The organism is Pseudomonas sp. FSL W5-0299 (genome assembly GCF_005930655.1).
Taxonomy (GTDB): domain Bacteria; phylum Pseudomonadota; class Gammaproteobacteria; order Pseudomonadales; family Pseudomonadaceae; genus Aquipseudomonas; species Aquipseudomonas mandelii.
In genome coordinates this window covers 169633-194519 of record NZ_RXHX01000007.1, presented here as the reverse complement: position 1 = coordinate 194519, position 24887 = coordinate 169633, and the positions used below count along the sequence as shown (strand labels likewise).

Sequence of the window (24887 nt, the reverse complement as noted above, 5' to 3'; positions counted from 1 at the left end):
TCTTATTCCAACTGGCAATAAACAAACTGCCGCAAAGTGCGGCAGATTCGCAATTCAGCGAAGTGTTACAGACGGCCCAAATCATTGACCAGAGCAAGCAACATCACCCCGACCACCAAACTGATACCGATCTGTATCCCCCAACCCTGCACCCGATCCGACAAGGGACGACCACGCGCCCACTCGATCAGATAAAACAACAAATGTCCCCCATCCAGTACAGGAATGGGCAACAAATTCAGAACCCCCAGGCTAATACTCAGATAAGCAAGGAAATTCAGGAAATCAGCGACACCCGACTGGGCAGAAGCGCCCGCCACTTTAGCAATGGTTATCGGTCCACTCAAGTTTTTTACCGAGAGCTCGCCGAACAACATTTTCTTTAGCGAATCGAGGGTCAGCACGCTCATGGTCCAGGTGCGTCGTGCACCCTCGCCAATTGCGGCCACGGGGCCATAACTGACCTCGCGAATCATCTCTGGTGGCCAATCAACCGCTTTCACCCCCGCGCCCAGATAACCGGTGGGCGCCTTGCTTTCGCCGCGAGCGGCCAAGGTCACAGGGACGTCGATTTGAGCACCATCACGCTCAACGCGCAGCATGATTTTGGTATCCGGATGCATACGGACCGTGTCGACCACCTGCTGCCAGTCATCAAGTGACTTGCCATCAAGTGCCAACAACCGATCACCGGTCTTCAGGCCCGCTGCCTGTGCCGGCCCTTTCGAGTCAAGCTCAGCCAGCACGGGCGGCAACGCCGGACGCCAAGGGCGAATACCCAGCGAACGAATCGGATCCGGTTCGTCAGCACCCTTGAGCCATTTATCCAGCATCAGCTCACGGGGTGAGTCCGCCGTGGAGCCCTGCTCACGCACCAGCAATTGAATAGAACCGCTCTCGCCAAGACGACGGATCAGCTGCAGATTCACTGCGGCCCAGCCAGAAGTTGGCTCGCCATCGATGGCAATAATTTCCTGACCAGCACCCAGACCGGCCTTGGCGGCGATACTGCCGGACTCGACCGCACCGATGACCGGCCGCACCTGCTCGCTGCCGAGCATGGCCAATACCCAGAAAAAAGCCATTGCCAATAAAAAGTTGGCGATCGGTCCGGCAGCCACGATGGCAATGCGCTGGCGGACCGATTTGCGATTGAAGGATTGATCGAGCTGATCGGCTGGCACATCACCTTCGCGCTCGTCGAGCATCTTCACGTAGCCGCCCAACGGAATGGCAGCCACCACGAACTCGGTGCCTTTCTTGTCGTGCCAGCGCAGCAGCGGCATGCCGAAGCCTACGGAGAAACGCAGCACTTTGACCCCACAGCGACGTGCGACCCAGAAATGGCCAAACTCGTGGAAGGTGACCAGCACGCCCAGTGCAACCAGGGTGCCGACAATCATATAGAGCGCGCTCATCTACTTTCTCCGCAATCCTGTCCAATGCCGCATGGGTCAACGTATTGCAGCACTTACCGCCCGTGACGACTCAACCATTGTTCGGCGAGTACCCGCGCTTTCGCGTCGGCGGTAAACACCGCCTCGAGATCATCCACCGCAACGACCGGCTCAAGGTTTAACACTTCCTCGATGATACTCGCGATTTCCGGGTAGCGAACCCGCTCGTCGAGAAACGCCGCGACAGCCACTTCATTCGCCGCATTGAGCATGGCCGGCGCGCTATTGCCGGCTTCGGCAGCCTGACGCGCAAGGCGCAGGCAAGGGAAACGCTCTTCATCGGGCGCCTGGAAGTCCAGTCGCGCGATGGCAAACAGATCCAGTGGCGCCACACCAGAATCGATGCGCTCTGGCCAGGCCAGGGCGTTGGCGATCGGCGTGCGCATGTCAGGATTGCCCAACTGGGCCAGTACCGAGCCATCGATATAGTCGACCAGCGAATGAATCACGCTCTGAGGATGAATCACCACTTCGACCTGGGATGGCTTGGCGTCGAACAGCCAGCAGGCCTCGATCAACTCGAGCCCTTTGTTCATCATGCTGGCCGAATCAACCGAAATCTTACGCCCCATGGACCAGTTCGGATGAGCGCACGCTTGCTCAGGGGAAACATGCACCAGTTCGGCCATCGGTGTCTGTCGGAACGGACCACCAGAAGCTGTCAGCAGAATCCGACGCACGCCCACCGCGCCAAGTCCGCGGGCGAAATCCTGTGGCATGCATTGAAAAATCGCGTTGTGCTCGCTATCGATCGGCAGCAGCACTGAACCGCTTTTGCGCACGGCCTGCATGAACAGCGCACCCGACATGACCAGCGCTTCTTTGTTGGCCAGCAGAATCTTCTTGCCCGCCTCGACTGCCGCCAGGGTCGGACGCAAGCCCGCCGCGCCGACGATGGCCGCCATGACCGCATCGACCTCAGGGTCGGAAGCCACCTGACACAGCCCCTCCTCCCCAACCAGCACGCGGGTCGAGAGGCCTGCGGCGCGCAAGTCGACCTGCAAGGCTCGGGCAGCGCCCACTTCCGGCACGACGGCAAACTGCGGCGTATGACGCACGCACAAAGCCAGCAGCTCACTCAGGCGAGTAAAACCGCTCAAGGCGAACACCTGATAACGCTCGGGATGGCGAGCGATCACGTCCAGGGTGCTCAGACCGATAGAACCGGTCGCCCCCAGAACGGTAATTTGTTGTGGGCGGCTCACGGTGCAGCCATCCACAACAACACGGCAAAGACCGGGATCGCGGCCGTGAGGCTGTCGATGCGATCCAGCACCCCGCCGTGGCCCGGCAGCAAGTTACTGCTGTCCTTGATCCCCGATTGACGCTTGAACATGCTCTCGGTGAGGTCGCCCACGACCGAGATGAAAACGATCACTGCCGCACCGATCAGGCCCATCAGCATTTGCACGAAACTCCAGTCGCGCACAAAACCAACGATCGCCGTGATCACCAGACTCAACAGCAAACCGCCGTACACGCCTTCCCAGCTCTTGCCAGGACTGACCTGCGGCGCCAGCTTGCGCTTGCCAAAGGCCCGGCCGGAAAAATACGCGCCGATATCGGCACCCCAGACCAGGACCATCACCGCCATGATCAACCAGTTACCCAAAGGTTGCTGCTTGATCTGGACCAGCCCCTGCCAGGCCGGCAGCAGGATCAGCAAACCGATCACCAGCTTGCAGGCGGCGCTGGACCAGTGCTCGCTGGAACGCGGGTAGGTCAGCACCAGATACGTCGCCACACCCCACCAGAGCACCGAAGCGCCCAATACCCAGGGCGCGAGCCCCGGCAGGATGTGCATGACAAACAACATCAAGGCGACCACAACCGCGTAGGCCACGCGAATCGGCTGGGCGTTGAAGCCTGCCAGGCGAGCCCATTCCCACGCGCCGAGGGTCACGACCAGCCCGATGAACAGCGCAAAGCCTGTGCCTTCGAGCAGGAAAAACCCGCACAAAGCGATCGGCAGCAGGATCAGCGCGGTGATGATTCGTTGTTTGAGCATTAAACCCGGGCTCCAGCCTCGACCTGCTCGCTCGTTTTACCGAAGCGACGCTGGCGAGAAGCGAAATCGGCCAGCGCGTTACGCATGGCGTCGTGTTTGAAGTCCGGCCAGAACAGGTCGGAGAAGTACAACTCGGCATAAGCCAGTTGCCAGAGCAGGAAGTTACTGATGCGGTGCTCGCCACCGGTGCGGATGCACAAGTCTGGCAACGGCAGATCGCCGGTGGCCAGACAGGTCTGCAACAGCTCCGGAGTGATGTCCTCCGGACGCAGGTGCCCGGCCTGAACCTCCCGCGCCAGACGCTGCGCGGCTTGCGCGATGTCCCACTGGCCGCCGTAGTTGGCGGCAATCTGCAGGACAAAGCGGTTGGCACCAGCAGTCATCGCCTCGGCTTCACGCATGGCCACTTGAAGCTCGGGATGAAAGCGCGAACGATCACCGATGATGCGCAGACTGATGTTGTTGTCATTGAGGCGCTTGGCCTCGCGACGCAACGCCTTGAAGAACAGATCCATCAAGGCACTGACTTCATCGGCCGGGCGCTGCCAGTTCTCACTGGAGAAGGCGAACAGGGTCAATACCTCGACCCCGGCCTCGGCACACACCTCAATCACTGCGCGAACTGCATCCACGCCCGCTTTATGCCCGGCGACACCCGGCATAAAGCGTTTTTTCGCCCAGCGATTATTACCATCCATGATGATCGCGACATGGCGCGGCACCGCGGACGGCGCAGTCTGCTTAGTCTTTTCCATGAAAACGCGACCCTTATACGGCCATCAGGTCTTTTTCTTTCTGTGCCAGATGCGCGTCGATTTCAGCCACATACTTCTTGGTCAAATCGTCGATCTCGCCAGTGGCGCGACGCTCTTCGTCTTCGCTGATTTCTTTTTCCTTGACCAGATCCTTCAGCGAGCTGTTGGCATCGCGACGGATGTTGCGCACGGCAACACGGGCATCTTCAGCGACGTCACGAGCCTGCTTGGTGAAGCCCTTGCGGGTTTCTTCGGTCAGGGCCGGCATGGAGATCAGCAACAACTCGCCCAGGTTGGTCGGGTTGAGGTTCAGACCCGCACTACCGATGGCCTTGTCGACGGCACCCAGCATGTTGCGCTCAAAGGCCACGACTTGCAGGGTACGGGCGTCTTTGACGGTGATGTTCGCCACCTGCTTGATCGGGGTGTCGGAACCGTAATACGGCACCATCACGCCTTCAAGAATGCTTGGGTGCGCCTGGCCGGTACGAATACGGCCGAAGTTGTGCAGCAGCGATTCCACGGATTTTTTCATGCGCTCTTGAGCGTCTTTCTTGATTTCATTGATCATTGTTGGCCTTCCTCGATCAGGGTCCCTTCAGCGCCGCCATGCACGATGTTCAGCAGGGCGCCGGGCTTGTTCATGTTAAAGACGCGCAACGGCATCTTGTGGTCGCGGCACAGGCAAATGGCCGTCAAATCCATCACGCCCAGCTTGCGATCCAGCACTTCATCGTAAGTCAGATGATCGAACTTCTCGGCATGCGGGTCTTTGAATGGGTCAGCGGTGTAGACGCCATCGACCTTGGTCGCCTTGAGCACGACATCGGCGTCGATTTCGATTGCTCGCAAGCAGGCTGCCGAATCCGTAGTGAAGAACGGATTCCCGGTACCGGCGGCGAAAATCACCACTTCCTTGGCGTTCAGGTGACGCATGGCTTTGCGACGATCATAGTGATCAGTCACGCCCACCATGGAAATGGCCGACATCACGATGGCCGAGATATTGGCACGTTCCAGCGCATCGCGCATGGCCAAGGCGTTCATCACAGTGGCCAGCATGCCCATGTGGTCGCCCGTTACCCGATCCATGCCGGCCGCGCTCAGCGCTGCACCGCGGAACAGGTTGCCACCGCCGATCACCAGACCGACCTGAACACCGATGCCGACCAGTTGGCCGACTTCAAGCGCCATGCGATCCAGAACTTTCGGATCGATCCCGAACTCTTCCGAGCCCATCAGGGCCTCGCCGCTAAGCTTGAGTAGAATGCGTTTATAGCGAGCCTGATAACCACTGCCCTGCTGAGCCATTGCGAATCTCTCCTGCGGCGTATTTTTAAAAATTCTTTGCGAGCTGTTTACAGCTGGCGTTCACTCTAGCTTGGCGCTGCTTCAGCGCCATCGGAACATGGCTTTGTAAGCCAGTTCCAAAGGGAAACCAATAAAAATTGGTGCCCCATCTGAAAAGAGGCTGCGCGCGTAAGCGGGCAGCCTCTTCAGGGCGACAGTTAAAAACCGTCTTATTGCTTGGCGGCAGCCAGCTGGGCAGCAACTTCTTCAGCGAAGTTGTCGACCGGCTTCTCGATGCCTTCGCCTACTTTGAAGTAGGTGAAAGAAACGATTTCAGCACCGGCTTTCTTGGCCAGTTCGCCGACCTTGATTTCAGGGTTCTTGACGAACGCCTGTTCAACCAGGCTCGCTTCAGCCAGGAACTTGCTGATACGGCCTTTGACCATGTTTTCAACGATGTTTTCTGGCTTGCCAGCGATCTTGTCAGCGTTGAGGGTCAGGAAAACGCCTTTTTCGCGCTCGACCGCTTCAGCGGAAACTTCCGATGGCAGCAGGAATTCAGGGTTGGTGGCCGCTACGTGCATGGCGATGTCTTTGGCCAGCTCAACGGTGCCGCCTTTGAGAACAACCGCAACACCGATCTTGTTGCCGTGCAGGTAACCACCAACAACATCACCTTCAACGCGAGCCAGGCGACGGATGTTGACGTTTTCGCCAACCTTGCCGACCAGAACCAGGCGATCGGCTTCTTGAGCTTCGATCAGCGGAGCGACATCAGTCAGCTTGTCAGCGAACGCTTTTTCAACGCTGGAAGCAACAAATGCCTTGAAGTCGTCTTGCAGGGCCAGGAAGTCAGTCTGCGAGTTAACTTCCAACAGAACGGCGGTTTTACCGTCTTCTTTAAGAGCGATAGCGCCTTCAGCAGCTACGTTGCCTGCTTTCTTGGCAGCCTTGATGGCGCCGGAAGCACGCATGTCATCAATGGCTTTTTCGATGTCGCCGCCGGCCTTGGTCAAGGCCTTTTTGCAATCCATCATGCCTTCGCCGGTACGCTCACGCAGTTCTTTAACCAACGCTGCAGTAATCTCTGCCATTTCAAAATCCTCTTGGATAGGTTTTCAACCATTCCACCCGATCAAACGGGCGATCAATTCTTCCCGACCCCATTTGTTAGCGGCTGCACGTTACAAAGGCTGTAGCTGCGCTGCCCACAAACGGTTTTCGAGGTGGCAAAAAGGGGGCCAAGCCCCCTTTTTGCTTACTGAGTCAACGCCAGGGCGTCAATTACTCAGCTGCAGCCGCCGGAGCTTCTTCAACGAACTGCTCGGTGCCGCCAGCAACGTGGTTGCGACCGCGGATGACTGCGTCAGCCATCGAACCCATGTACAACTGGATAGCGCGGATTGCGTCATCGTTGCCTGGGATGATGTAGTCAACGCCTTCCGGGCTGCTGTTGGTATCGACTACGCCGATAACCGGGATGCCCAGCTTGTTGGCTTCGGTGATCGCGATGCGCTCGTGATCAACGTCGATAACGAACAGAGCGTCTGGCAGACCGCCCATGTCCTTGATACCACCCAGGGAACGATCGAGCTTCTCAAGATCGCGAGTGCGCATCAGCGCTTCTTTCTTGGTCAGCTTGGCGAAAGTACCGTCTTCGGCTTGCACTTCAAGGTCACGCAGACGCTTGATGGAAGCACGGATGGTTTTGAAGTTGGTCAGCATGCCGCCCAACCAGCGGTGATCGACGTACGGCGAACCGCAACGTGCTGCTTCTTCAGCAACGATCTTGCCAGCGGAACGCTTGGTGCCGACGAACAGGATCTTGTTTTTGCCCTGGGCCAGACGCTCTACGAAAGTCAGAGCTTCGTTGAACATTGGCAGGGTTTTTTCAAGGTTGATAATGTGAATCTTGTTACGCGCGCCGAAAATGTACTTACCCATTTTCGGGTTCCAGTAACGGGTCTGGTGACCGAAGTGCACACCGGCCTTCAGCATATCGCGCATGTTGACTTGGGACATGATAGTTCCTTAATAAGTCGGGTTTGGCCTCCACGTATCCCAATGACCAACCAGCAGCATCAGCTGAAGGCACCCAGGTCATCGTGTCGACACGTGTGTGGATTTAAGCCTTTCGGGGTATCCCCGGAAAGCGGCGCATTTTATATCACAGGGATGCAAAAAACGGAACCCGGATTCTCAATTCCTGATGCGTGACTTCAACCGCGCACTTGGAATCGCCCAAGAATGCGCCAATCTATAGAGAGAAGCGATGCACAGAGGCTCAGATTTGCGCTGATCGTCTGTTAGAATTGCGTTTTTCAGGGCCGCGAAGATCGAACGCGCAATGCCCATTTCGTTTTAGCAAGCGCCATTGAGCGCAGAGAGAGCCTGTATGACCGTCACCCTCAAAACCCCCGAGGACATCGCAAAGATGCGTGTCGCCGGCAAACTGGCCGCCGATGTGCTGGAAATGATTGCCGAACATGTCAAGCCGGGGATCACCACCGAAGAGCTGGACCGCATCTGCCACGACTACATCGTCAACGAGCAGAAAGCCATCCCTGCCCCGCTCAACTACAAAGGCTACCCGAAGTCGATCTGCACCTCGATCAACCACGTGGTCTGCCACGGCATCCCGAACGAGAAGCCGCTGAAGGATGGCGACACCCTGAACATCGACGTCACCGTCATCAAGGACGGTTTCCACGGCGACACCAGCCGCATGTTCCACGTCGGCAGCGTGCCGGTCTGGGCCGAGCGCCTGTCGCAAGTGACTCAGGAATGCATGTACAAGGCCATCGAGATCGTCAAACCCGGCTGCCGCCTGGGCGACATCGGTGAAATCATCCAGAAACACGCTGAAAAGAACGGTTTCTCGGTGGTTCGCGAGTTCTGCGGCCATGGCATCGGCAAGGTGTTTCACGAAGAGCCGCAAATCCTGCATTACGGCCGCGCCGGCACCGGCATGGAGCTGAAAGCGGGCATGACCTTCACCATCGAGCCGATGATCAACCAGGGCAAGGCTGACACCAAGGTATTGGGCGACGGCTGGACCGCGATCACCAAGGACCGCAAGTTGTCGGCCCAGTGGGAGCACACCCTGCTGGTGACCGAGACTGGTTACGAGATCTTCACCTTGCGCGCCGATGACACCATCCCGCGCGTTTCGGCCTGATCCGAACCCAGGCAGCTCCCAGCCTTATAGATAGATAGGAAAGCCAATCGATGCCGCAGGTGGATCCCGAACTCTTCGACCGCGGTCAGTTCCAGGCTGAACTGGCCCTGAAGGCAAGCCCGATCGCGGCCTTCAAGAAGGCGATCCGCCAGGCCCGCGAGGTGCTCGACGGGCGCTTTCGCAGCGGCCGGGACATTCGCCGGCTGATCGAGGATCGCGCCTGGTTCGTCGATAACATCCTGCAAAAAGCCTGGGAGCAGTTCAACTGGAGCGAAGACGCCGACATCGCGCTGGTCGCGGTCGGTGGCTACGGTCGCGGTGAGTTGCACCCTTATTCCGACATCGACCTGCTGATCCTGCTGGACAGCGCCGATCACGAAGTTTTCCGCGATTCCATCGAGCGTTTTCTGACGCTGTTGTGGGACATCGGCCTGGAAGTCGGCCAGAGCGTTCGCTCGGTGGACGAATGCGCCATTGAAGCCCGCGCCGACCTGACGGTGGTCACCAACCTGATGGAAAGCCGCACCATCTGTGGTCCCGAGCGTTTGCGCCAGCGCATGCTTGACGTCACCAGCACCGCGCACATGTGGCCGAGCAAGGAGTTCTTCCTGGCCAAGCGTGCCGAGCAAAAGGCCCGTCACCACAAATACAACGACACCGAATACAACCTGGAACCCAACGTCAAAGGTTCGCCCGGCGGCCTGCGGGACATTCAGACGATTCTGTGGGTGGCCCGTCGCGAATACGGCACCCTGAACCTGCGAGCACTGGCAGGCGAAGGCTTTCTGGTCGAAAGCGAAAACGCCCTGCTCGCCTCGTCCCAGGAGTTTTTGTGGAAGGTCCGGTACGCGCTGCACATGCTCGCCGGTCGTTCCGAAGACCGCTTGCTGTTCGACCACCAGCGCTCGATTGCCGGGCTGCTGGGTTTCGAGGGCGATGACGCCAAGCAAGCCATCGAAAACTTCATGCAGCAGTATTACCGGGTGGTCATGAGCATTGCCCAGCTTAGCGACCTGATCATTCAGCACTTCGAAGAAGTCATCCTCGCCCCGGAAGACGAAGCGCCGCCGCAGCCGATCAACTCGCGGTTCCAGCTACACGATGGCTATATCGAAGCGCGCAACGACAACGTGTTCCGTCGCACGCCGTTCGCCATGCTCGAGATCTTCGTGCTGATGGCCCAGCAACCGGAAATCAAAGGCGTGCGCGCCGACACCATTCGTCTGCTGCGCGAGCACCGTCACCTGATCGACGACGATTTCCGCAACGACATTCGCAACACCAGCCTGTTCATCGAGCTGTTCAAGTGCAAGATCGGTATCCACCGCAACCTGCGCCGGATGAACCGCTACGGCATCCTCGGGCGTTACCTGCCGGAGTTCGGCTTCATTGTCGGGCAGATGCAACACGACCTCTTTCATATCTATACGGTCGACGCCCACACCCTGAATCTGATCAAGCACCTGCGCAAGTTGCAGTACACCCAGGTATCGGAAAAATTCCCGCTGGCCAGCAAGCTCATGGCCAAGCTGCCCAAACCCGAGCTGATTTACCTGGCAGGCCTGTACCACGACATCGGCAAAGGCCGGCATGGCGACCACTCGGAAATCGGCGCGGTGGATGCCGAAGCGTTTTGCCAGCGCCACCAATTGCCGGTATGGGACACTCGCCTGATCGTCTGGCTGGTGCAGAATCACCTGGTGATGTCGACCACCGCCCAGCGCAAGGACTTGTCCGACCCGCAGGTAATCCACGATTTCGCCCAGGCCGTCGGCGACGAAACCCGTCTCGACTACCTGTACGTATTGACCGTGGCCGACATCAACGCCACCAACCCGACCCTGTGGAACTCATGGCGCGCCAGCCTCTTGCGCCAGCTCTACACCGAGACCAAGCGCGCCTTGCGACGCGGCCTGGAAAACCCGGTGGACCGCGAAATGCAGATCCGCCAGACCCAGAGCGCCGCCCTGGACATCCTGGTGCGCGGCGGTACCGACCCGGACGATGTCGAACAGCTGTGGTCGCAACTGGGCGATGACTACTTCCTGCGTCACACCGCCGGCGACGTCGCCTGGCACAGTGACGCGATCCTCCAGCAACCGGCCGATGGCGGGCCGCTGGTGCTGATCAAGGAAACCACCCAGCGTGAATTCGAGGGGGGTACGCAGATCTTCATCTACGCACCTGACCAGCATGACTTCTTCGCCGTGACTGTGGCCGCGATGGACCAGCTCAACCTGAACATTCACGACGCCCGGGTCATCACCTCCAGCAGCCAGTTCACCCTCGACACCTATATCGTGCTCGACACTGACGGCGACTCGATCGGTGATAACCCGGCGCGGGTCAAACAGATCCGCGAGGGTCTGACCGAAGCCCTGCGCAACCCGGACGACTACCCGACCATCATCCAGCGCCGCGTGCCGCGTCAGCTCAAGCATTTCGCGTTTGCGCCACAGGTGACGATCCACAACGACGCTCAGCGTCCGGTGACGGTGCTGGAACTCAGTGCTCCGGACCGTCCGGGTCTGCTGGCGCGGATCGGCACGATCTTCCTCGAGTTCGACCTGTCGCTGCAGAACGCCAAGATTGCGACCTTGGGCGAACGCGTGGAAGACGTGTTCTTTATCACCGACGCGAACAACCAGCCATTGTCCGACCCGCTGCTGTGTACCCGCTTGCAAGATGCGATCGTTGAACAGCTGACCGTCAGTAACGAACCCGATATCAAATTGTCACGCATCAGTATCTGAACTCACAATTTTCCCCTGTGCGAGCGAGCCTGCTCGCGATAGCGGAGGGTCAGTCAACATCATCGTTTCTGACACACCGCCTTCGCGAGCAGGCTCGCTCCCACAATGAACGAGGCCCCCTCATGAACAACGCTCTGAACCAGTTGCAGCCCTATCCGTTCGAGAAGCTCCGCGCCCTGCTCGGCAGCGTCACGCCAAACCCGGAAAAGCGCGCCATCGCGCTGTCCATCGGCGAGCCGAAGCACCGTTCGCCAAGCTTTGTCGCTGAAGCCCTGGCAAGCAATCTGGATCAGATGGCCGTGTACCCGACCACCCTCGGCATTCCCGCCCTGCGTGAAGCCATCGCCGCCTGGTGCGAACGCCGCTTCAGCGTTCCGACCGGCTGGCTCGACCCGGCGCGCAACGTGTTGCCAGTCAATGGCACCCGAGAAGCACTGTTTGCGTTCACCCAGACCGTGGTCAACCGTGGCGAAGACGCGCTGGTGGTCAGCCCGAATCCGTTCTACCAGATCTACGAAGGCGCGGCGTTCCTCGCCGGGGCCAAGCCGCACTATCTGCCGTGCCTGGACGAAAACGGCTTCAACCCGGATTTCGACGCTGTCTCGCCGGACATCTGGAAACGCTGCCAGATCCTGTTCCTGTGCTCGCCAGGCAACCCGACCGGCGCGCTGATTCCGCTCGACACCCTGAAAAAACTGATCGCCCTGGCTGACGAATACGACTTCGTGATCGCCGCTGACGAATGCTACAGCGAGCTGTATTTCGACGAACAGACACCGCCGCCGGGCCTGCTCAGCGCTTGCGTGGAACTGGGCCGCAAGGACTTCAAACGCTGCGTGGTGTTCCACAGCCTGTCCAAGCGCTCCAACCTGCCGGGCCTGCGTTCAGGTTTTGTCGCCGGTGACGCCGACATCCTCAAGGGCTTCCTGCTCTATCGCACCTACCACGGCTGCGCCATGCCCGTTCAAACCCAACTGGCCAGCGTCGCCGCGTGGAATGACGAAGTACATGTGCGCGCCAACCGTGCGCTGTACCGCGAGAAGTACGATGCGGTGCTGGCAATCCTCAGCCCGGTGATGGATGTGCAGCGTCCGGACGGTGGTTTTTACCTGTGGCCGAATGTTGAAGGCGATGACGAGGCGTTCTGCCGTGATCTGTTTGTGGAAGAACACGTGACCGTGGTGCCGGGTTCTTATCTGTCTCGCGCAGTTGATGGCTTCAACCCGGGCGCAGGCCGTGTACGCTTGGCGCTGGTTGCGCCACTGGCAGAATGCATAGAAGCCGCAGAACGCATCCGCGCCTTTATTACGCGCCATAAATAACACTGACACCCCGCGCCATACCTCATGGCGCGGGGCTTGTTTATAAAGCCGAACTCACCCCGTTACAGACATTCAAATTACTTGAATGCACTTCTTACCAGTAGCACTTCTGCATACTCGAAATAAAAGAAACCACCCAGTATATATAGCCACTCCTAAATATATAACCACGCAAAAAACCTTTAGCATTCACAACGCACAACACAACACAACACCTTCAAACCAAAACATACTGAAACACCACAATATTCGCTACTTGTCTTTATATCGATTACTACTTATCGAACGCAGAACACACGTAACTGCCATGCGAGCAGTTTTTTGCGCCTTAAAAACATCAAAATATTTAAACACCCACAAGTAGCAATAATATATGAATATCCCAAAACCCTGCTGCCGCACTTACGGCCTCATCGATGCCGGCTCAACTACTAACACCTCCGAAGCACTCGATCACGAGGCTATTGGCAACTCCCTTTCCCGCACTACACGAAGCGTCGCGGCGCCTGCCAAATTCTGGACCAACGGCCAAACGCTGCGTATTGCTATCACACGCTATGACGAAGCCATGTTCCAGACCGTCGTCGCCGCCATCAACCAATGGGCGCCCCACGTAAACCTGAAATTCGAATTCATCGAGCTGGACGATAACGACGAGTTGTATGACGGGGACATACGAATATTACTGTCTCACTTCAAAGATGGCGCAGGCAGCTCTGTCATTGGGACAGACGCACGAAACATTCTCCCGCACCTGCCCACAATGGTGCTGGGCACCGACTACCAGTCTTCTTTTTTCACGGTAGCTGCCATGCATGAGTTCGGCCATGCACTAGGGGTTGAACATGAACATCAGCATCCCGACGCGCCACTGGACTGGAATTTATCCGCTCTCTATCGCGAATTCAAAGAACACGGCTGGACCGAAGAAGAGATTTACCGGAATGTCCTGAAAAATTTGATTACAGCCACACCCGGCAAACACCCTACGACCCGAAATCAATCATGCACTACGCCTTTCCTGCGAGTGTCATGTGGGACAAGATCGAAGTCCCTCAAAACAACCAACTGTCCGAGCAAGATATCAAGTTCATCAGCTCGGTTTACCCACGCTGAAAACCGTCAGGTCGACCCTTCGCTCACGCCTTCACTTGACCCAGGTTGGCCTCACTCAAATCCAGCTCACCCAACACTTCTCGCAACACGTCATCACCAATCTGGTGATGACGACTGAGTTTGTACAACTCCAGGCGCTGCGCTCGCAGCGCCTTCAACCGCAGACGCCGCTCCAGCAAGTCCATCTGAAATGCCAATGCCTGGGCCTCGGCCGAGTCATTGAAGACCTCCAGTTGATGCCGATATTCGGACATGATCCGCGCTTTGAGTTCGACGGCCAACGCGGCCTCGGCCGCATCCGCAGGCTTGGCTTCCTCGACTTCCAGCGCATGAATCGCCGCTTCAGCGGTTTTGCGCCAGGCATCACGCACTTCATTGCGGCGCTTGTCGTCAGGGCTTTTTTCGATGCCGCGCAGCAACAGCGGCAAAGCGATGCAGGCGGCGATCAGGGACAGCAGAATCACCCCGGCGGCGATGAAGATCAGCAGATCCCGCTCGGGGAATGCGTCGCCGCCCATCAGCAGCGGCACCGAAAGCACGCCTGCCAGTGTCACCGCCCCGCGTACGCCACCGACCGTCAGCAGCCAGCAGGAGCGCGCGGTCGGCACTTGAGTCACTTCGCCTTTACCGCGCAGGCGTCGCAGCAAAACAGACAAGCGCCAGATGCTCTGTACCCAGACAAACCGCAACAACAGCAGCACCAGAAAAATCGCCACTACGTCCAGACAGCGATACAGCAACGTCGGCCATAGCGATGTTTCGTGGCTGACCACCGCCTTGATGATGTCCGGCAGTTGCAATCCCAGCAGCAGGAAGATCAAGCCGTTGAAAGCAAACTCAAGCAACGACCAGACGCTGCGGTTGAGCAATCGAGTGCTGGTCTGGCGCGGGAGCAGGTCGAGCCAGCTCTGCATCATCCCCGCAGCCACGGCGGACAAGATGCCGGAAGCGCCAAGACGCTCAGCCAGCACATAAGCCGCGAACGGCAGCAGCAACATGAACACCACATGCGTCGCCGGATCATCCCAGCCGCGAGCGATCATCCAGGAACGCAGGCGTCCCACCAGCCAGCTCAAGGCCACACCGACGGCCAGGCCGCCGAGCGCCACCAGCACAAAGGTCACACTGGCATTCGCCAGCGAAAACACCCCGGTCACCGCTGCGGCCAACGCAAACTTGAACGTCACCAGGCCCGTGGCATCGTTCATCAACGCCTCGCCTTGCAGCATGTGCATCAGCGGCGTCGGCAAGCGGTTCTGGGAAATCGCCGAGACCGCCACGGCATCCGTCGGCGACAGCACGGCCGCCAGCGCAAAGGCCACCGGCAGTGGAATACTCGGTAACAACCAATGTATGAAATAGCCAGCGCCGACCACCGTAAACAACACCAGCCCCACCGCCAGGGTAAGGATCGGCCCGCGCAGGCGCCACAGTTCACGTTTGGGCATACGCCAGCCGTCGGAGAACAGCAGCGGCGGCAGGAACAGAAAGAGGAACAATTCCGGATCCAGCGCCACATGCAGACCCAAGGTCGGCCAGGCGAGCAACGCACCCGCGGCAATTTGCACCAAGGGCAACGGCAGCGGGATCACCCGTCCGATCAGGCGTGAAAGGCCCACCAGCATCAGCAGGATCAGGACGGTGTAGGCGGTTTGCATAAAGCGCGGTTCCCAGGTAATCGACAGCATTGAAGTGCCATATTAGCCGCTTAGACTGCGGGCTGACCGTTGCACCAATGTCGCATCACCCTGAAACAGCGCAAACCCAGCGGGCTTACGATGACTAAACGACCGCGGCCGCCGCGAAACCGTCCGGTCATGGCATAATCCTTCACCTTTTATTTCCAGCACCTGCAAAGGGGGCAATTCCTTGACCGTTTCAAGCAAAACGTTGCACCTTTTCGGCATCAAAGCCTGCGACACCATGAAAAAGGCGCGCACCTGGCTCGATGAACACGCTGTCAGCTATGACTTCCATGATTACAAGACGGCCGGAATCGACCGTGAACACCTGACCCAATGGTGCGACGAGCACGGCTGGCAAGTGGTGTTGAACCGTGCAGGCACGACCTTTCGCAAGCTCGACGACGAACGCAAAGCCGATCTCGACCAAGCGAAAGCGATCGAACTGATGCTCGCACAACCCTCGATGATCAAGCGCCCGGTGCTCGATCTCGGTGACCGAACCCTGATTGGCTTCAAGCCAGATATCTACGCGGCGGCGCTCAAGTAAGCCTGCCCGTTCAATTTTGTTAGAGGTATTTACATGTCCACTACCCTGTTCAGCCTGGCCTTTGGTGTCGGCACTCAAAACCGTCAAGGCGCATGGCTGGAAGTGTTTTACGCGCAGCCACTGCTTAACCCGTCGGCCGAACTGGTCGCGGCCATCGCGCCGGTTCTGGGCTACACCGAAGGCAATCAGGCCATCGCCTTCACTACCGCTCAGGCCTCGCAACTGGCTGAAGCGTTGAAAGGCGTCGATGCGGCACAAGCCGCCCTGTTGACCCGTCTGGCCGAGAGCCACAAGCCGCTGGTCGCGACCATCCTGGCCGAAGACGCTCAATTGACCTCCACGCCTGAGGCCTACCTCAAGCTGCACCTGCTGTCCCATCGTCTGGTCAAGCCGCACGGCCTGAACCTGGCGGGCGTGTTCCCGCTGCTGCCGAACGTAGCCTGGACCAGCCAGGGTGCCATCGACCTGGCCGAGTTGGCCGAGCATCAACTGGAAGCCCGTCTGCGCGGCGAGCTGCTGGAAGTGTTCTCGGTAGACAAGTTCCCGAAAATGACCGACTACGTGGTTCCGGCCGGCGTGCGTATCGCTGACGCGGCACGAATTCGTCTGGGCGCCTACGTCGGCGAAGGCACCACCGTGATGCACGAAGGTTTCGTCAACTTCAACGCCGGCACCGAAGGCCCGGGCATGATCGAAGGCCGCGTTTCCGCTGGCGTCTTCGTCGGCAAGGGTTCTGACCTGGGTGGCGGTTGCTCGACCATGGGCACCCTGTCGGGCGGCGGCAACATCGTGATCAAGGTGGGCGAAGGCTGCCTGATCGGCGCGAACGCCGGTATCGGCATTCCGTTGGGCGATCGCAACACCGTCGAGTCGGGCCTGTACGTGACCGCCGGTACCAAAGTCGCACTGCTGGACGAAAAAAACCAGCTGGTGAAAGTCGTGAAGGCCCGTGAACTCGCTGGCCAGCCTGACTTGCTGTTCCGTCGCAATTCGGAAACCGGTGCCGTGGAATGCAAAACCCACAAATCGGCGATCGAACTGAACGAAGCGCTGCACGCTCACAACTAAGCGGCGTCACACGGATTACCCTGTAGGATCGAAGCTTGCTCGCGGAGGGGCCCTTGAGGCCGCCAAAAGCTTCGCGAGCAAGCTTCGCGCCTACAGGTTCGGCGTAGACCAGACCATCAGGTCAGGTGTTCACCCGCCCATGTTGACCAGGGCCCGACAGCATGATGATTCTCTCTCCCTGGCGCGCCGACTTTCCGGCTATCGCCGGGCTCCAACGGCAAGACCAGACCTATCTGGATAACGCCGCCACCACGCAAAAACCTCAAGCCTTGCTGGATGCGCTGACGCATTACTACGCCAACGGCGCGGCCAACGTACATCGGGCGCAACACTTGCCCGGCGCCCATGCCACCCAGGCATTCGAGGCCAGCCGCAGCAAAGTCGCGCAATGGCTGAATGCCGGCGATTGCGGGCAGATCATCTTTACCCACGGCGCGACCTCCGCGCTGAACCTCCTGGCCTATGGCCTTGAGCATCTATTCAATCCGGGCGATGAGATTGTCATCAGCGCCCTGGAGCATCACGCCAACCTGCTGCCGTGGCAGCAACTGGCGCACCGGCGCGACTTGAAACTGGTGGTCCTGCCATTGAACGCCGACGGGGTGATCGACCTCGACGCCGCCACGCAGTTGATCGGCCCACGAACCCGTTTGCTGGCGGTCAGTCAGCTGTCGAATGTGCTCGGTGTCTGGCAGCCGTTACCCGCCTTGCTGGCGATGGCCAAGGCGCACGACGCGTTGACCGTGGTCGATGGCGCGCAAGGCGTGGTTCATGGTCGGCATGACGTGCAGGCGCTGGGTTGCGACTTCTATGTATTTTCCAGCCACAAACTCTATGGCCCCGACGGTCTGGGCGTGCTGTTCGGTCGCCATGAGGCGCTGAAACAACTGCGCCATTGGCAGTTCGGCGGTGAAATGGTGCTGGATGCGGATTACCACAGCGCACGCTTTCGCCCCGCGCCTCTGGGTTTCGAGGCCGGTACTCCGCCGATTGCCGGTGTGATCGGCCTGGGGGCGACGCTGGATTATCTCGCGGGGCTTGATCAGGACGCGGTCTCGGCCCATGAGGCGGCGCTGCATGACTATTTATTGAAAGGGCTTGAAGCGCGCAATGGCATTCGACTGCTGGGCAAACCGCAATTGGCGTTGGCCAGTTTTGTCGTCGAGGGTGTGCATAACTCTGACCTGGCGCATTTGCTGACCGAACAGGGCATCGCCGTGCGCGCCGGTCATCACTGTGCGATGCCGTTGCTCAAAAGCTTCGAACTGGCCGGGGCGATCCGAGTGTCGTTGGCGCTGTACAACGACTCCGAAGACCTCGAACGGTTCTTTGAAGCGCTGGATCAGGCGCTGGAGTTGTTGCGATGAGCTTACCGGCTGATGCCGTCATGGCACTCGACACCTTTCAGGCTGCCGCCGGTTGGGAGCAGCGGGCGCGGCTGCTGATGCAATGGGGCGACCGTCTGCCTGCGTTGAGTGATGTGGATAAAGTCGACGCCAACCGCGTGCATGGCTGTGAAAGTCAGGTGTGGCTGGTGGGTTCGTTGAATGACGGTCACTGGCAGTTTGCAGCGAGCAGCGATGCGCGGTTGATTCGCGGGTTGGTGGCGTTGCTGCTGGCGCGGGTCAACGGCTTGTCGGCGGATGAGTTGCGCCAGGTGGATTTGCCGGAGTGGTTCAATCAGCTTGGGCTTTCGCGGCAACTGTCGCCTTCGCGCAGTAATGGCCTCAATGCAGTGCTTCAGCGGATGAATGAGTTGGCTGGTTAATCGCCATCGCGAGCAGGCTCGCTCCCACATTGGAACGCGTTCACCTGTGGGAGCGAGCCTGCTCGCGATGAGGCCGACAGCTGCAACCTTAAACCTCAGGCTTGACCCGATCCGCCGGCCGCCGTACACCCGCCACAATTTTATCCACAGCCTTGGTCGCCGCGACCATGCCGAACGTCGCCGTCACCATCATCACTGCGCCAAACCCGCCGGCGCAGTCGAGCTTCACGCCATCGCCGACAAAACTTTTCTGCAAACAGATGCTGCCATCCGGTTTCGGGTAGCGCAGTTGCTCGGTCGAAAACACGCACGGCACGCTGTAATGACGCGTCACGGTACGCGAGAAGCCGTAGTCACGGCGCAGGGTCGAGCGCACTTTCGATGCCAACGGGTCATTGAAGGTGCGGTTCAAGTCGCAGACCTGGATCAGTGTCGGGTCGATCTGCCCGCCTGCCCCGCCGGTAGTAATGATCTGGATCTTGCGGCGCTTGCACCAGGCGATCAGCGCTGCCTTGGCATTCACGCTGTCGATGCAATCGATCACGCAGTCGATGTTTGGCGTGATGTACTCGGCCATGGTCTCGCGCGTCACAAAATCCGCCACCGCGTGCACCGTGCAGTCCGGGTTGATCCCGCGTAACCGCTCTGCCATCACTTCGACTTTGGGTTTGCCGACAGTGCTGTCCAGCGCGTGCAGTTGGCGGTTGGCGTTGCTGACGCAAACGTCGTCCAGGTCAAACAGCGAAATCTCGCCGACGCCACAACGGGCAATGGCTTCCGCTGCCCAGGAACCGACGCCACCGACACCGACGATGGCCACATGGGCTGCGCGCAGACGCTCCAAGCCGTCGATGCCATACAAACGGGCGATGCCTGCAAACCGCGGATCTTCTGTACTCATGACCATAACCCCAAAAACCGGCGCGCATTATAGGGCCAGACAGCGACAAGATCTAAGTTCCCGCGACAAGTGTAAGAACTTATGCGAAACGGGATTGCCAAACGTAGGGCATTTCCCTGTCAGCTATACGCTCAGGGAATGCCCGGTGTAGGATGCGCGCCCCTTGGCACACGCCGACCGGTCCTTCGTTCCACAGCCTTTGGAACCTGAAATAGCTATGTCATCGCGTAAATTTGGACTCAACCTGGTCGTGGTGCTCGCCATCGCCGCCTTGTTTACCGGCTTCTGGGCGCTGATCAATCGCCCGGTCACCGCCCCCAACTGGCCCGAACAGATCTCCGGCTTCTCGTACTCGCCGTTCCAGCAAGGCCAGTATCCGCAGAAGGAGCAATACCCGACCGACGATGAAATGCGTCGCGACCTGGAGATCATGAGCAAGCTGACGGACAACATCCGTACTTACTCAGTCGACGGCTCCCTGGGAGACATTCCCAAACTGGCGGAAGAATTCGGCTTGCGGGTCACCCTCGGTATCTGGATCAGCCCGGACGAGGAACGCAACGAGCGTGAGATCCTGCGCGCCATCGAACTCGCCAACACCTCCCGCAGCGTGGTTCGCGTGGTTGTAGGCAACGAGGCGATCTTCCGTAAGGAAATTACCGCCGCGGAACTCAGCATCATTCTGGATCGCGTCCGCGCGGCAGTGAAAGTGCCGGTGACCACGTCCGAGCAATGGCACGTATGGGAAGAAAACCCGAGCCTGGCCAAGCACGTCGACCTGATCGCTGCCCACGTCTTGCCGTATTGGGAACATGTGCCGATGGAGCAATCCGGGCAGTTCGTACTCGACCGTGCCCGTGATCTGAAAAAGATGTTCCCGAAAAAACCGCTGTTGCTGTCGGAAGTCGGCTGGCCGAGCAACGGCCGTATGCGCGGAGGCGCCGATGCGTCGCCGGCAGACCAGGCGATTTACCTGCGCACGCTGGTCAACAAGCTCAACCGCCAGGGTTTCAACTACTTCGTGATCGAAGCGTTTGACCAACCCTGGAAGGCCAGCGACGAAGGTTCGGTGGGCGCTTACTGGGGTGTTTTCAACGCCGCGCGCCAGCAGAAATTCAACTTCGAAGGCCCGGTTGTCGCGATTCCGCAATGGCGCGTGCTGGCGGTCGGCTCGGTGGTCCTGGCGCTGCTGTCCCTGACCCTGCTGATGATCGACGGCTCGGCGCTGCGTCAACGCGGCCGTACCTTCCTGACCTTTATCGCCTTCCTCTGCGGATCGGTGCTGGTGTGGATCGGTTACGACTACAGCCTGCAATACAGCACCTGGTTCAGCCTGACGATAGGATTTCTCCTTGCCTTGGGCGCACTCGGGGTCTTTATCGTATTGCTGACCGAAGCGCATGAACTGGCCGAAGCGGTCTGGACCCACAAGCGTCGGCGCGAATTCCTGCCGGTGGTGGGCGAATCGGACTACCGACCGAAAGTGTCGATTCATGTCCCTTGCTACAACGAGCCGCCGGAGATGGTCAAACAGACCCTCAACGCCCTGGCCAACCTCGACTATCCGGACTTTGAAGTCCTGATCATCGACAACAACACCAAGGACCCGGCGGTCTGGGAACCGGTGCGCGATTACTGCGCAACCCTGGGCCCGCGTTTCAAGTTCTTCCACGTCGCGCCACTGGCCGGCTTCAAGGGTGGCGCGCTGAATTACCTGATTCCGCACACCGCCAAGGATGCCGAAGTGATCGCGGTGATCGACTCGGACTACTGTGTTGACCCGAACTGGCTCAAGCACATGGTGCCGCACTTCGCCGACCCGAAAATCGCCGTGGTGCAGTCGCCGCAGGATTACCGCGATCAGAACGAAAGCACGTTCAAGAAGCTCTGCTACGCGGAATACAAAGGCTTCTTCCACATCGGCATGGTCACCCGCAACGACCGTGACGCGATCATCCAGCACGGCACCATGACCATGACCCGACGTTCGGTGCTCGAGGAACTGGGCTGGGCCGACTGGTGCATCTGTGAAGACGACGAGTTGGGTCTGCGGGTGTTCGAAAAAGGCCTGTCGGCGGCGTATTACCACACCAGCTACGGCAAAGGCCTGATGCCCGATACCTTTATCGACTTCAAGAAACAGCGTTTCCGCTGGGCTTACGGTGCGATTCAGATCATCAAGCGTCATACCACCAGCCTGCTGCGCGGCAAAGGCAGCGAGCTGACCCGTGGCCAGCGTTACCACTTCCTTGCGGGCTGGTTGCCGTGGGTGGCGGACGGCATGAACATCTTCTTCACCGTGGGCGCCCTGTTGTGGTCGGCGGCGATGATTATCGTGCCGCAGCGGGTCGATCCGCCGTTGCTGATTTTCGCCATCCCGCCGTTGGCGCTGTTCGTATTCAAGGTGGGCAAGATCATCTTCCTCTACCGTCGTGCGGTGGGGGTCAACCTCAAGGATGCGTTCTGCGCGGCACTGGCCGGGCTGGCGTTGTCGCACACCATCGCCAAAGCAGTGCTGTACGGTTTCTTCACCAGCAGCATTCCGTTTTTCCGCACACCAAAGAACGCCGATAACCACGGCTTCTGGGTGGCGATTTCGGAGGCGCGCGAAGAGGTGTTCATCATGCTGCTGTTGTGGGGCGCGGCGCTGGGGATTTACCTGGTAAACGGCATGCCGAGCAACGACATGCGCTTCTGGGTGACCATGTTGCTGGTGCAGTCGCTGCCGTACCTGGCGGCGCTGATCATGGCGTTCCTGTCTTCGCTGCCGAAACCGGTGGCCGAAGCCGCGACCGCACCGGCTGTCTAAATCAGTACAGATGCACTAAACGGCGGCCAATGGCCGCCGTTTTGCTTTAAGATAACCGCCATTTTGCGCGCCTTGCCTCAATTCCTGTAGGAGCGAGGCTTGCCCGCGAATGAAGCGACTCGGTGTAACAGATACACCTCACTATCGTTCTTCACGGGCAAGCCTCGCTCCTACAAATAAAGCTCCGGAGTCTTACATGACGGCCCACGCCGACCTTTCGCCGACCCTTCAACTCGCCATCGACCTGATCCGCCGTCCGTCCGTGACGCCGGTCGACGCCGATTGCCAGAAGCAGATGATGCAGCGCCTGGGCGATGCCGGTTTCACCCTGGAGCCGATGCGCATCGAAGATGTGGATAACTTCTGGGCGACCCACGGTAAACACGACGGCCCGGTGCTGTGCTTCGCCGGACACACCGACGTGGTGCCGACCGGCCCGGTGTCTGCCTGGCAGATCGACCCGTTCAACGCGCTGATCGACGAACACGGCATGCTCTGCGGTCGTGGCGCGGCCGACATGAAAGGCAGCCTGGCCTCCATGACCGTGGCCGCCGAGCGCTTCGTCGCCGACTACCCGGATCACAAGGGCAAGGTCGCGTTCCTGATCACCAGCGACGAAGAAGGCCCGGCGCACCATGGCACCAAGGCCGTGGTTGAACGCCTCGCCGCGCGCAAGGAACGTCTGGACTGGTGCATCGTCGGCGAACCATCGAGCACAACATTGGTGGGTGACGTGGTCAAGAACGGCCGTCGCGGTTCACTCGGTGCCAAGCTGACCGTTCGCGGTGTGCAAGGTCACGTGGCGTATCCACACCTGGCGAAGAACCCGATCCACCTCGCTGCCCCGGCCCTGGCCGAACTGGCCGCCGAGCATTGGGACCACGGCAACGATTTCTTCCCGCCGACCAGTTTCCAGATTTCCAACGTCAATTCCGGCACCGGCGCGACCAACGTGATTCCGGGCGACCTGGTGGCGGTGTTCAACTTCCGCTTCTCCACCGAGTCCACCGTTGAAGGCCTGCAAAAGCGCGTCGCCGACATCCTCGACAAACATGGCCTGGACTGGCACATCGACTGGGCATTGTCCGGCCTGCCGTTCCTGACCGAGCCGGGTGCATTGCTGGATGCCGTGGCGTCGAGCATCAAGGACATCACCGGGCGCGAAACCAAAGCCTCCACCAGCGGTGGCACCTCCGACGGGCGCTTCATCGCAACCATGGGCACCCAAGTGGTTGAACTGGGCCCGGTCAACGCGACGATTCACCAGGTCAACGAGCGTGTACTGGCCGCCGACCTCGATGTGCTGACCGAAATCTACTACCAGACCCTGATCAAGTTGCTCGCCTGATGCTCGCCTGCCCGATCTGCAGCGAACCGCTCAACGCGGTGGACAACGGCGTGGCCTGCCCCGCCGGGCATCGTTTCGACCGTGCGCGGCAGGGTTACCTGAATCTGCTGCCAGTGCAGCACAAGAACAGCCGCGACCCTGGGGATAACCTCGCCATGGTCGAGGCCCGTCGCGACTTCCTGAACGCCGGCCATTACGCGCCGGTGGCCAAGCGCCTGGCCGAACTGGCCGCGCAGTACGCGCCCCAGCGCTGGCTGGACATCGGTTGCGGCGAGGGTTACTACACCGCGCAAATTGCCGAAGCCCTGCCCAATGCCGATGGCTATGCGCTGGACATCTCCCGGGAAGCGGTCAAACGCGCCTGCAAACGCAATCCGCAGCTGACCTGGTTGATCGCCAGCATGGCCCGGGTGCCGTTGGCCTCGGGGAGCTGCCAGTTTCTCGCCAGCGTCTTCAGTCCGCTGGATTGGGAAGAAGCCAAACGCCTGCTCAGCCCCGGCGGCGGTTTGATGAAAGTCGGGCCGACCAGCGGCCACCTGATGGAATTGCGCGAGCGGCTGTACGACGAAGTCCGTGAATACACCGACGACAAGCATCTGGCCCTGGTGCCGGAAGGCATGGCGCTGCAACACAGCGAGACCCTGGAATTCAGACTGACGCTGGAAAAGGGTCAGGATCGCGCCAACCTGCTGGCCATGACGCCACACGGCTGGCGTGCCAGTGCCGAACGCCGGACGGCGGTCATCGAGCAGGCGGAGCCGTTCGAGGTCACCGTGTCGATGCGCTACGATTATTTCGTACTTCAATAATTTTTGGTCTTGAGCAACAGCTTGAGGCCGGCTAAATCCGCGAATGGATTTTTCAAGACCGCAGTGAGGACAT

21 protein-coding genes are annotated in these 24887 nt (G+C 59.4%); 11 read left to right on the top strand and 10 right to left on the bottom strand.

Annotated features, from left to right (window positions below):
• Window positions 1-65: 65 nt before the first annotated feature.
• The 8 genes from rseP to rpsB all read right to left on the bottom strand — a co-directional run bounded on the left by rseP (window position 66) and on the right by rpsB (window position 7532).
• Window positions 66-1418, bottom strand: a complete 1353-nt coding sequence (gene rseP / locus FHL16_RS12130) for a sigma E protease regulator RseP (RefSeq protein ID WP_010462816.1) — start codon at window positions 1416-1418, stop codon at window positions 66-68.
• A gap of 53 nt (window positions 1419-1471) precedes the next feature.
• Window positions 1472-2662: a 1-deoxy-D-xylulose-5-phosphate reductoisomerase gene (gene ispC, locus FHL16_RS12125; protein WP_077748328.1), complete on the bottom strand. Its 1191-nt coding sequence runs from the start codon at window positions 2660-2662 to the stop codon at window positions 1472-1474.
• The gene (locus tag FHL16_RS12120) at window positions 2659-3465 is read right to left on the bottom strand and encodes a phosphatidate cytidylyltransferase (protein ID WP_010462821.1); all 807 of its coding nucleotides are present in this window, start codon (window positions 3463-3465) and stop codon (window positions 2659-2661) included. The genes ispC and FHL16_RS12120 overlap by 4 nt, the downstream gene beginning before the upstream one ends.
• Window positions 3465-4220, bottom strand: coding sequence for a polyprenyl diphosphate synthase (gene uppS, locus FHL16_RS12115; protein ID WP_010462822.1), 756 nt, complete (start codon window positions 4218-4220; stop codon window positions 3465-3467). Before uppS ends, FHL16_RS12120 begins: the two co-directional genes overlap by 1 nt.
• Window positions 4221-4233: 13 nt before the next feature.
• On the bottom strand, window positions 4234-4791 hold the full coding sequence (gene frr / locus FHL16_RS12110; protein WP_010462824.1) for a ribosome recycling factor: 558 nt from the start codon (window positions 4789-4791) through the stop codon (window positions 4234-4236).
• The gene (gene pyrH / locus FHL16_RS12105) at window positions 4788-5531 is read right to left on the bottom strand and encodes a UMP kinase (RefSeq protein ID WP_003172271.1); all 744 of its coding nucleotides are present in this window, start codon (window positions 5529-5531) and stop codon (window positions 4788-4790) included. Before pyrH ends, frr begins: the two co-directional genes overlap by 4 nt.
• Window positions 5532-5740: 209 nt before the next feature.
• Window positions 5741-6604 (bottom strand): translation elongation factor Ts, encoded by an 864-nt coding sequence (tsf, locus tag FHL16_RS12100; RefSeq protein WP_010462832.1) that lies wholly within the window; start codon window positions 6602-6604, stop codon window positions 5741-5743.
• A gap of 190 nt (window positions 6605-6794) precedes the next feature.
• Window positions 6795-7532, bottom strand: coding sequence for a 30S ribosomal protein S2 (gene rpsB / locus FHL16_RS12095; RefSeq protein WP_007907989.1), 738 nt, complete (start codon window positions 7530-7532; stop codon window positions 6795-6797).
• Between the two features lie 373 nt (window positions 7533-7905).
• On the opposite strand from rpsB, the gene map reads away from it, so the two are divergent.
• The 4 genes from map to FHL16_RS12075 all read left to right on the top strand — a co-directional run bounded on the left by map (window position 7906) and on the right by FHL16_RS12075 (window position 13997).
• Window positions 7906-8688: a type I methionyl aminopeptidase gene (map, locus tag FHL16_RS12090; protein WP_010462836.1), complete on the top strand. Its 783-nt coding sequence runs from the start codon at window positions 7906-7908 to the stop codon at window positions 8686-8688.
• Window positions 8689-8738: 50 nt separating this feature from the next.
• On the top strand, window positions 8739-11441 hold the full coding sequence (locus FHL16_RS12085; protein WP_010462838.1) for a [protein-PII] uridylyltransferase: 2703 nt from the start codon (window positions 8739-8741) through the stop codon (window positions 11439-11441).
• A gap of 122 nt (window positions 11442-11563) precedes the next feature.
• Window positions 11564-12763 carry a succinyldiaminopimelate transaminase gene (gene dapC / locus FHL16_RS12080; protein WP_077748327.1) on the top strand — a complete coding sequence of 400 codons (1200 nt, stop codon included), beginning with the start codon at window positions 11564-11566 and terminating at the stop codon, window positions 12761-12763.
• A gap of 373 nt (window positions 12764-13136) precedes the next feature.
• Window positions 13137-13997: a hypothetical protein gene (locus tag FHL16_RS12075; RefSeq protein WP_138739035.1), complete on the top strand. Its 861-nt coding sequence runs from the start codon at window positions 13137-13139 to the stop codon at window positions 13995-13997.
• Here the strand turns inward: FHL16_RS12075 and FHL16_RS12070 are convergent.
• Complete coding sequence (locus FHL16_RS12070) at window positions 13903-15537, bottom strand: Na+/H+ antiporter (RefSeq protein WP_010462844.1); 1635 nt, start codon at window positions 15535-15537, stop codon at window positions 13903-13905. The two genes, FHL16_RS12075 and FHL16_RS12070, sit on opposite strands and share 95 nt — an antisense overlap.
• A gap of 211 nt (window positions 15538-15748) precedes the next feature.
• On the opposite strand from FHL16_RS12070, the gene FHL16_RS12065 reads away from it, so the two are divergent.
• The 4 genes from FHL16_RS12065 (at window position 15749) to FHL16_RS12050 (ending at window position 18947) form a co-directional block, all read left to right on the top strand.
• Complete coding sequence (locus tag FHL16_RS12065; RefSeq protein WP_010462846.1) at window positions 15749-16111, top strand: ArsC family reductase; 363 nt, start codon at window positions 15749-15751, stop codon at window positions 16109-16111.
• A 33-nt stretch (window positions 16112-16144) separates the two neighbouring features.
• On the top strand, window positions 16145-17179 hold the full coding sequence (gene dapD, locus FHL16_RS12060) for a 2,3,4,5-tetrahydropyridine-2,6-dicarboxylate N-succinyltransferase (protein ID WP_077748325.1): 1035 nt from the start codon (window positions 16145-16147) through the stop codon (window positions 17177-17179).
• A gap of 161 nt (window positions 17180-17340) precedes the next feature.
• A complete protein-coding gene (locus FHL16_RS12055) occupies window positions 17341-18546 on the top strand; it encodes an aminotransferase class V-fold PLP-dependent enzyme (protein WP_077748324.1) in 1206 nt (401 codons plus the stop codon).
• On the top strand, window positions 18543-18947 hold the full coding sequence (locus tag FHL16_RS12050; RefSeq protein WP_010462851.1) for a SufE family protein: 405 nt from the start codon (window positions 18543-18545) through the stop codon (window positions 18945-18947). The genes FHL16_RS12055 and FHL16_RS12050 overlap by 4 nt, the downstream gene beginning before the upstream one ends.
• A gap of 88 nt (window positions 18948-19035) precedes the next feature.
• Here FHL16_RS12050 and tcdA read toward each other — a convergent pair whose 3' ends face one another.
• Window positions 19036-19848, bottom strand: coding sequence for a tRNA cyclic N6-threonylcarbamoyladenosine(37) synthase TcdA (tcdA, locus tag FHL16_RS12045; protein ID WP_371917147.1), 813 nt, complete (start codon window positions 19846-19848; stop codon window positions 19036-19038).
• Window positions 19849-20065: 217 nt separating this feature from the next.
• On the opposite strand from tcdA, the gene FHL16_RS12040 reads away from it, so the two are divergent.
• The 3 genes from FHL16_RS12040 (at window position 20066) to FHL16_RS12030 (ending at window position 24814) form a co-directional block, all read left to right on the top strand.
• Entirely contained in the window at window positions 20066-22657 is a 2592-nt protein-coding gene (locus FHL16_RS12040; protein ID WP_077748322.1) for a glycosyltransferase, read from the top strand.
• A gap of 196 nt (window positions 22658-22853) precedes the next feature.
• Window positions 22854-24005 (top strand): succinyl-diaminopimelate desuccinylase, encoded by a 1152-nt coding sequence (gene dapE / locus FHL16_RS12035; RefSeq protein WP_010462857.1) that lies wholly within the window; start codon window positions 22854-22856, stop codon window positions 24003-24005.
• Window positions 24005-24814, top strand: a complete 810-nt coding sequence (locus FHL16_RS12030) for a putative RNA methyltransferase (RefSeq protein WP_077748321.1) — start codon at window positions 24005-24007, stop codon at window positions 24812-24814. Before dapE ends, FHL16_RS12030 begins: the two co-directional genes overlap by 1 nt.
• Window positions 24815-24887 lie beyond the last annotated feature (73 nt).

Excerpts from the sequence above, each read along its gene's own strand:
- rseP (WP_010462816.1), bottom strand. The coding sequence starts at position 1,418 with ATGAGCGCGCTCTATATGATTGTCGGCACCCTGGTTGCACTGGGCGTG.
- FHL16_RS12120 (WP_010462821.1), bottom strand. The coding sequence starts at position 3,465 with ATGCTCAAACAACGAATCATCACCGCGCTGATCCTGCTGCCGATCGCT.
- uppS (WP_010462822.1), bottom strand. The coding sequence starts at position 4,220 with ATGGAAAAGACTAAGCAGACTGCGCCGTCCGCGGTGCCGCGCCATGTC.
- frr (WP_010462824.1), bottom strand. The coding sequence starts at position 4,791 with ATGATCAATGAAATCAAGAAAGACGCTCAAGAGCGCATGAAAAAATCC.
- pyrH (WP_003172271.1), bottom strand. The coding sequence starts at position 5,531 with ATGGCTCAGCAGGGCAGTGGTTATCAGGCTCGCTATAAACGCATTCTA.
- tsf (WP_010462832.1), bottom strand. The coding sequence starts at position 6,604 with ATGGCAGAGATTACTGCAGCGTTGGTTAAAGAACTGCGTGAGCGTACC.
- rpsB (WP_007907989.1), bottom strand. The coding sequence starts at position 7,532 with ATGTCCCAAGTCAACATGCGCGATATGCTGAAGGCCGGTGTGCACTTC.
- map (WP_010462836.1), top strand. The coding sequence starts at position 7,906 with ATGACCGTCACCCTCAAAACCCCCGAGGACATCGCAAAGATGCGTGTC.
- FHL16_RS12085 (WP_010462838.1), top strand. The coding sequence starts at position 8,739 with ATGCCGCAGGTGGATCCCGAACTCTTCGACCGCGGTCAGTTCCAGGCT.
- dapC (WP_077748327.1), top strand. The coding sequence starts at position 11,564 with ATGAACAACGCTCTGAACCAGTTGCAGCCCTATCCGTTCGAGAAGCTC.
- FHL16_RS12075 (WP_138739035.1), top strand. The coding sequence starts at position 13,137 with ATGAATATCCCAAAACCCTGCTGCCGCACTTACGGCCTCATCGATGCC.
- FHL16_RS12070 (WP_010462844.1), bottom strand. The coding sequence starts at position 15,537 with ATGCAAACCGCCTACACCGTCCTGATCCTGCTGATGCTGGTGGGCCTT.
- dapD (WP_077748325.1), top strand. The coding sequence starts at position 16,145 with ATGTCCACTACCCTGTTCAGCCTGGCCTTTGGTGTCGGCACTCAAAAC.
- FHL16_RS12055 (WP_077748324.1), top strand. The coding sequence starts at position 17,341 with ATGATGATTCTCTCTCCCTGGCGCGCCGACTTTCCGGCTATCGCCGGG.
- FHL16_RS12050 (WP_010462851.1), top strand. The coding sequence starts at position 18,543 with ATGAGCTTACCGGCTGATGCCGTCATGGCACTCGACACCTTTCAGGCT.
- tcdA (WP_371917147.1), bottom strand. The coding sequence starts at position 19,848 with ATGAGTACAGAAGATCCGCGGTTTGCAGGCATCGCCCGTTTGTATGGC.
- FHL16_RS12040 (WP_077748322.1), top strand. The coding sequence starts at position 20,066 with ATGTCATCGCGTAAATTTGGACTCAACCTGGTCGTGGTGCTCGCCATC.
- dapE (WP_010462857.1), top strand. The coding sequence starts at position 22,854 with ATGACGGCCCACGCCGACCTTTCGCCGACCCTTCAACTCGCCATCGAC.
- FHL16_RS12030 (WP_077748321.1), top strand. The coding sequence starts at position 24,005 with ATGCTCGCCTGCCCGATCTGCAGCGAACCGCTCAACGCGGTGGACAAC.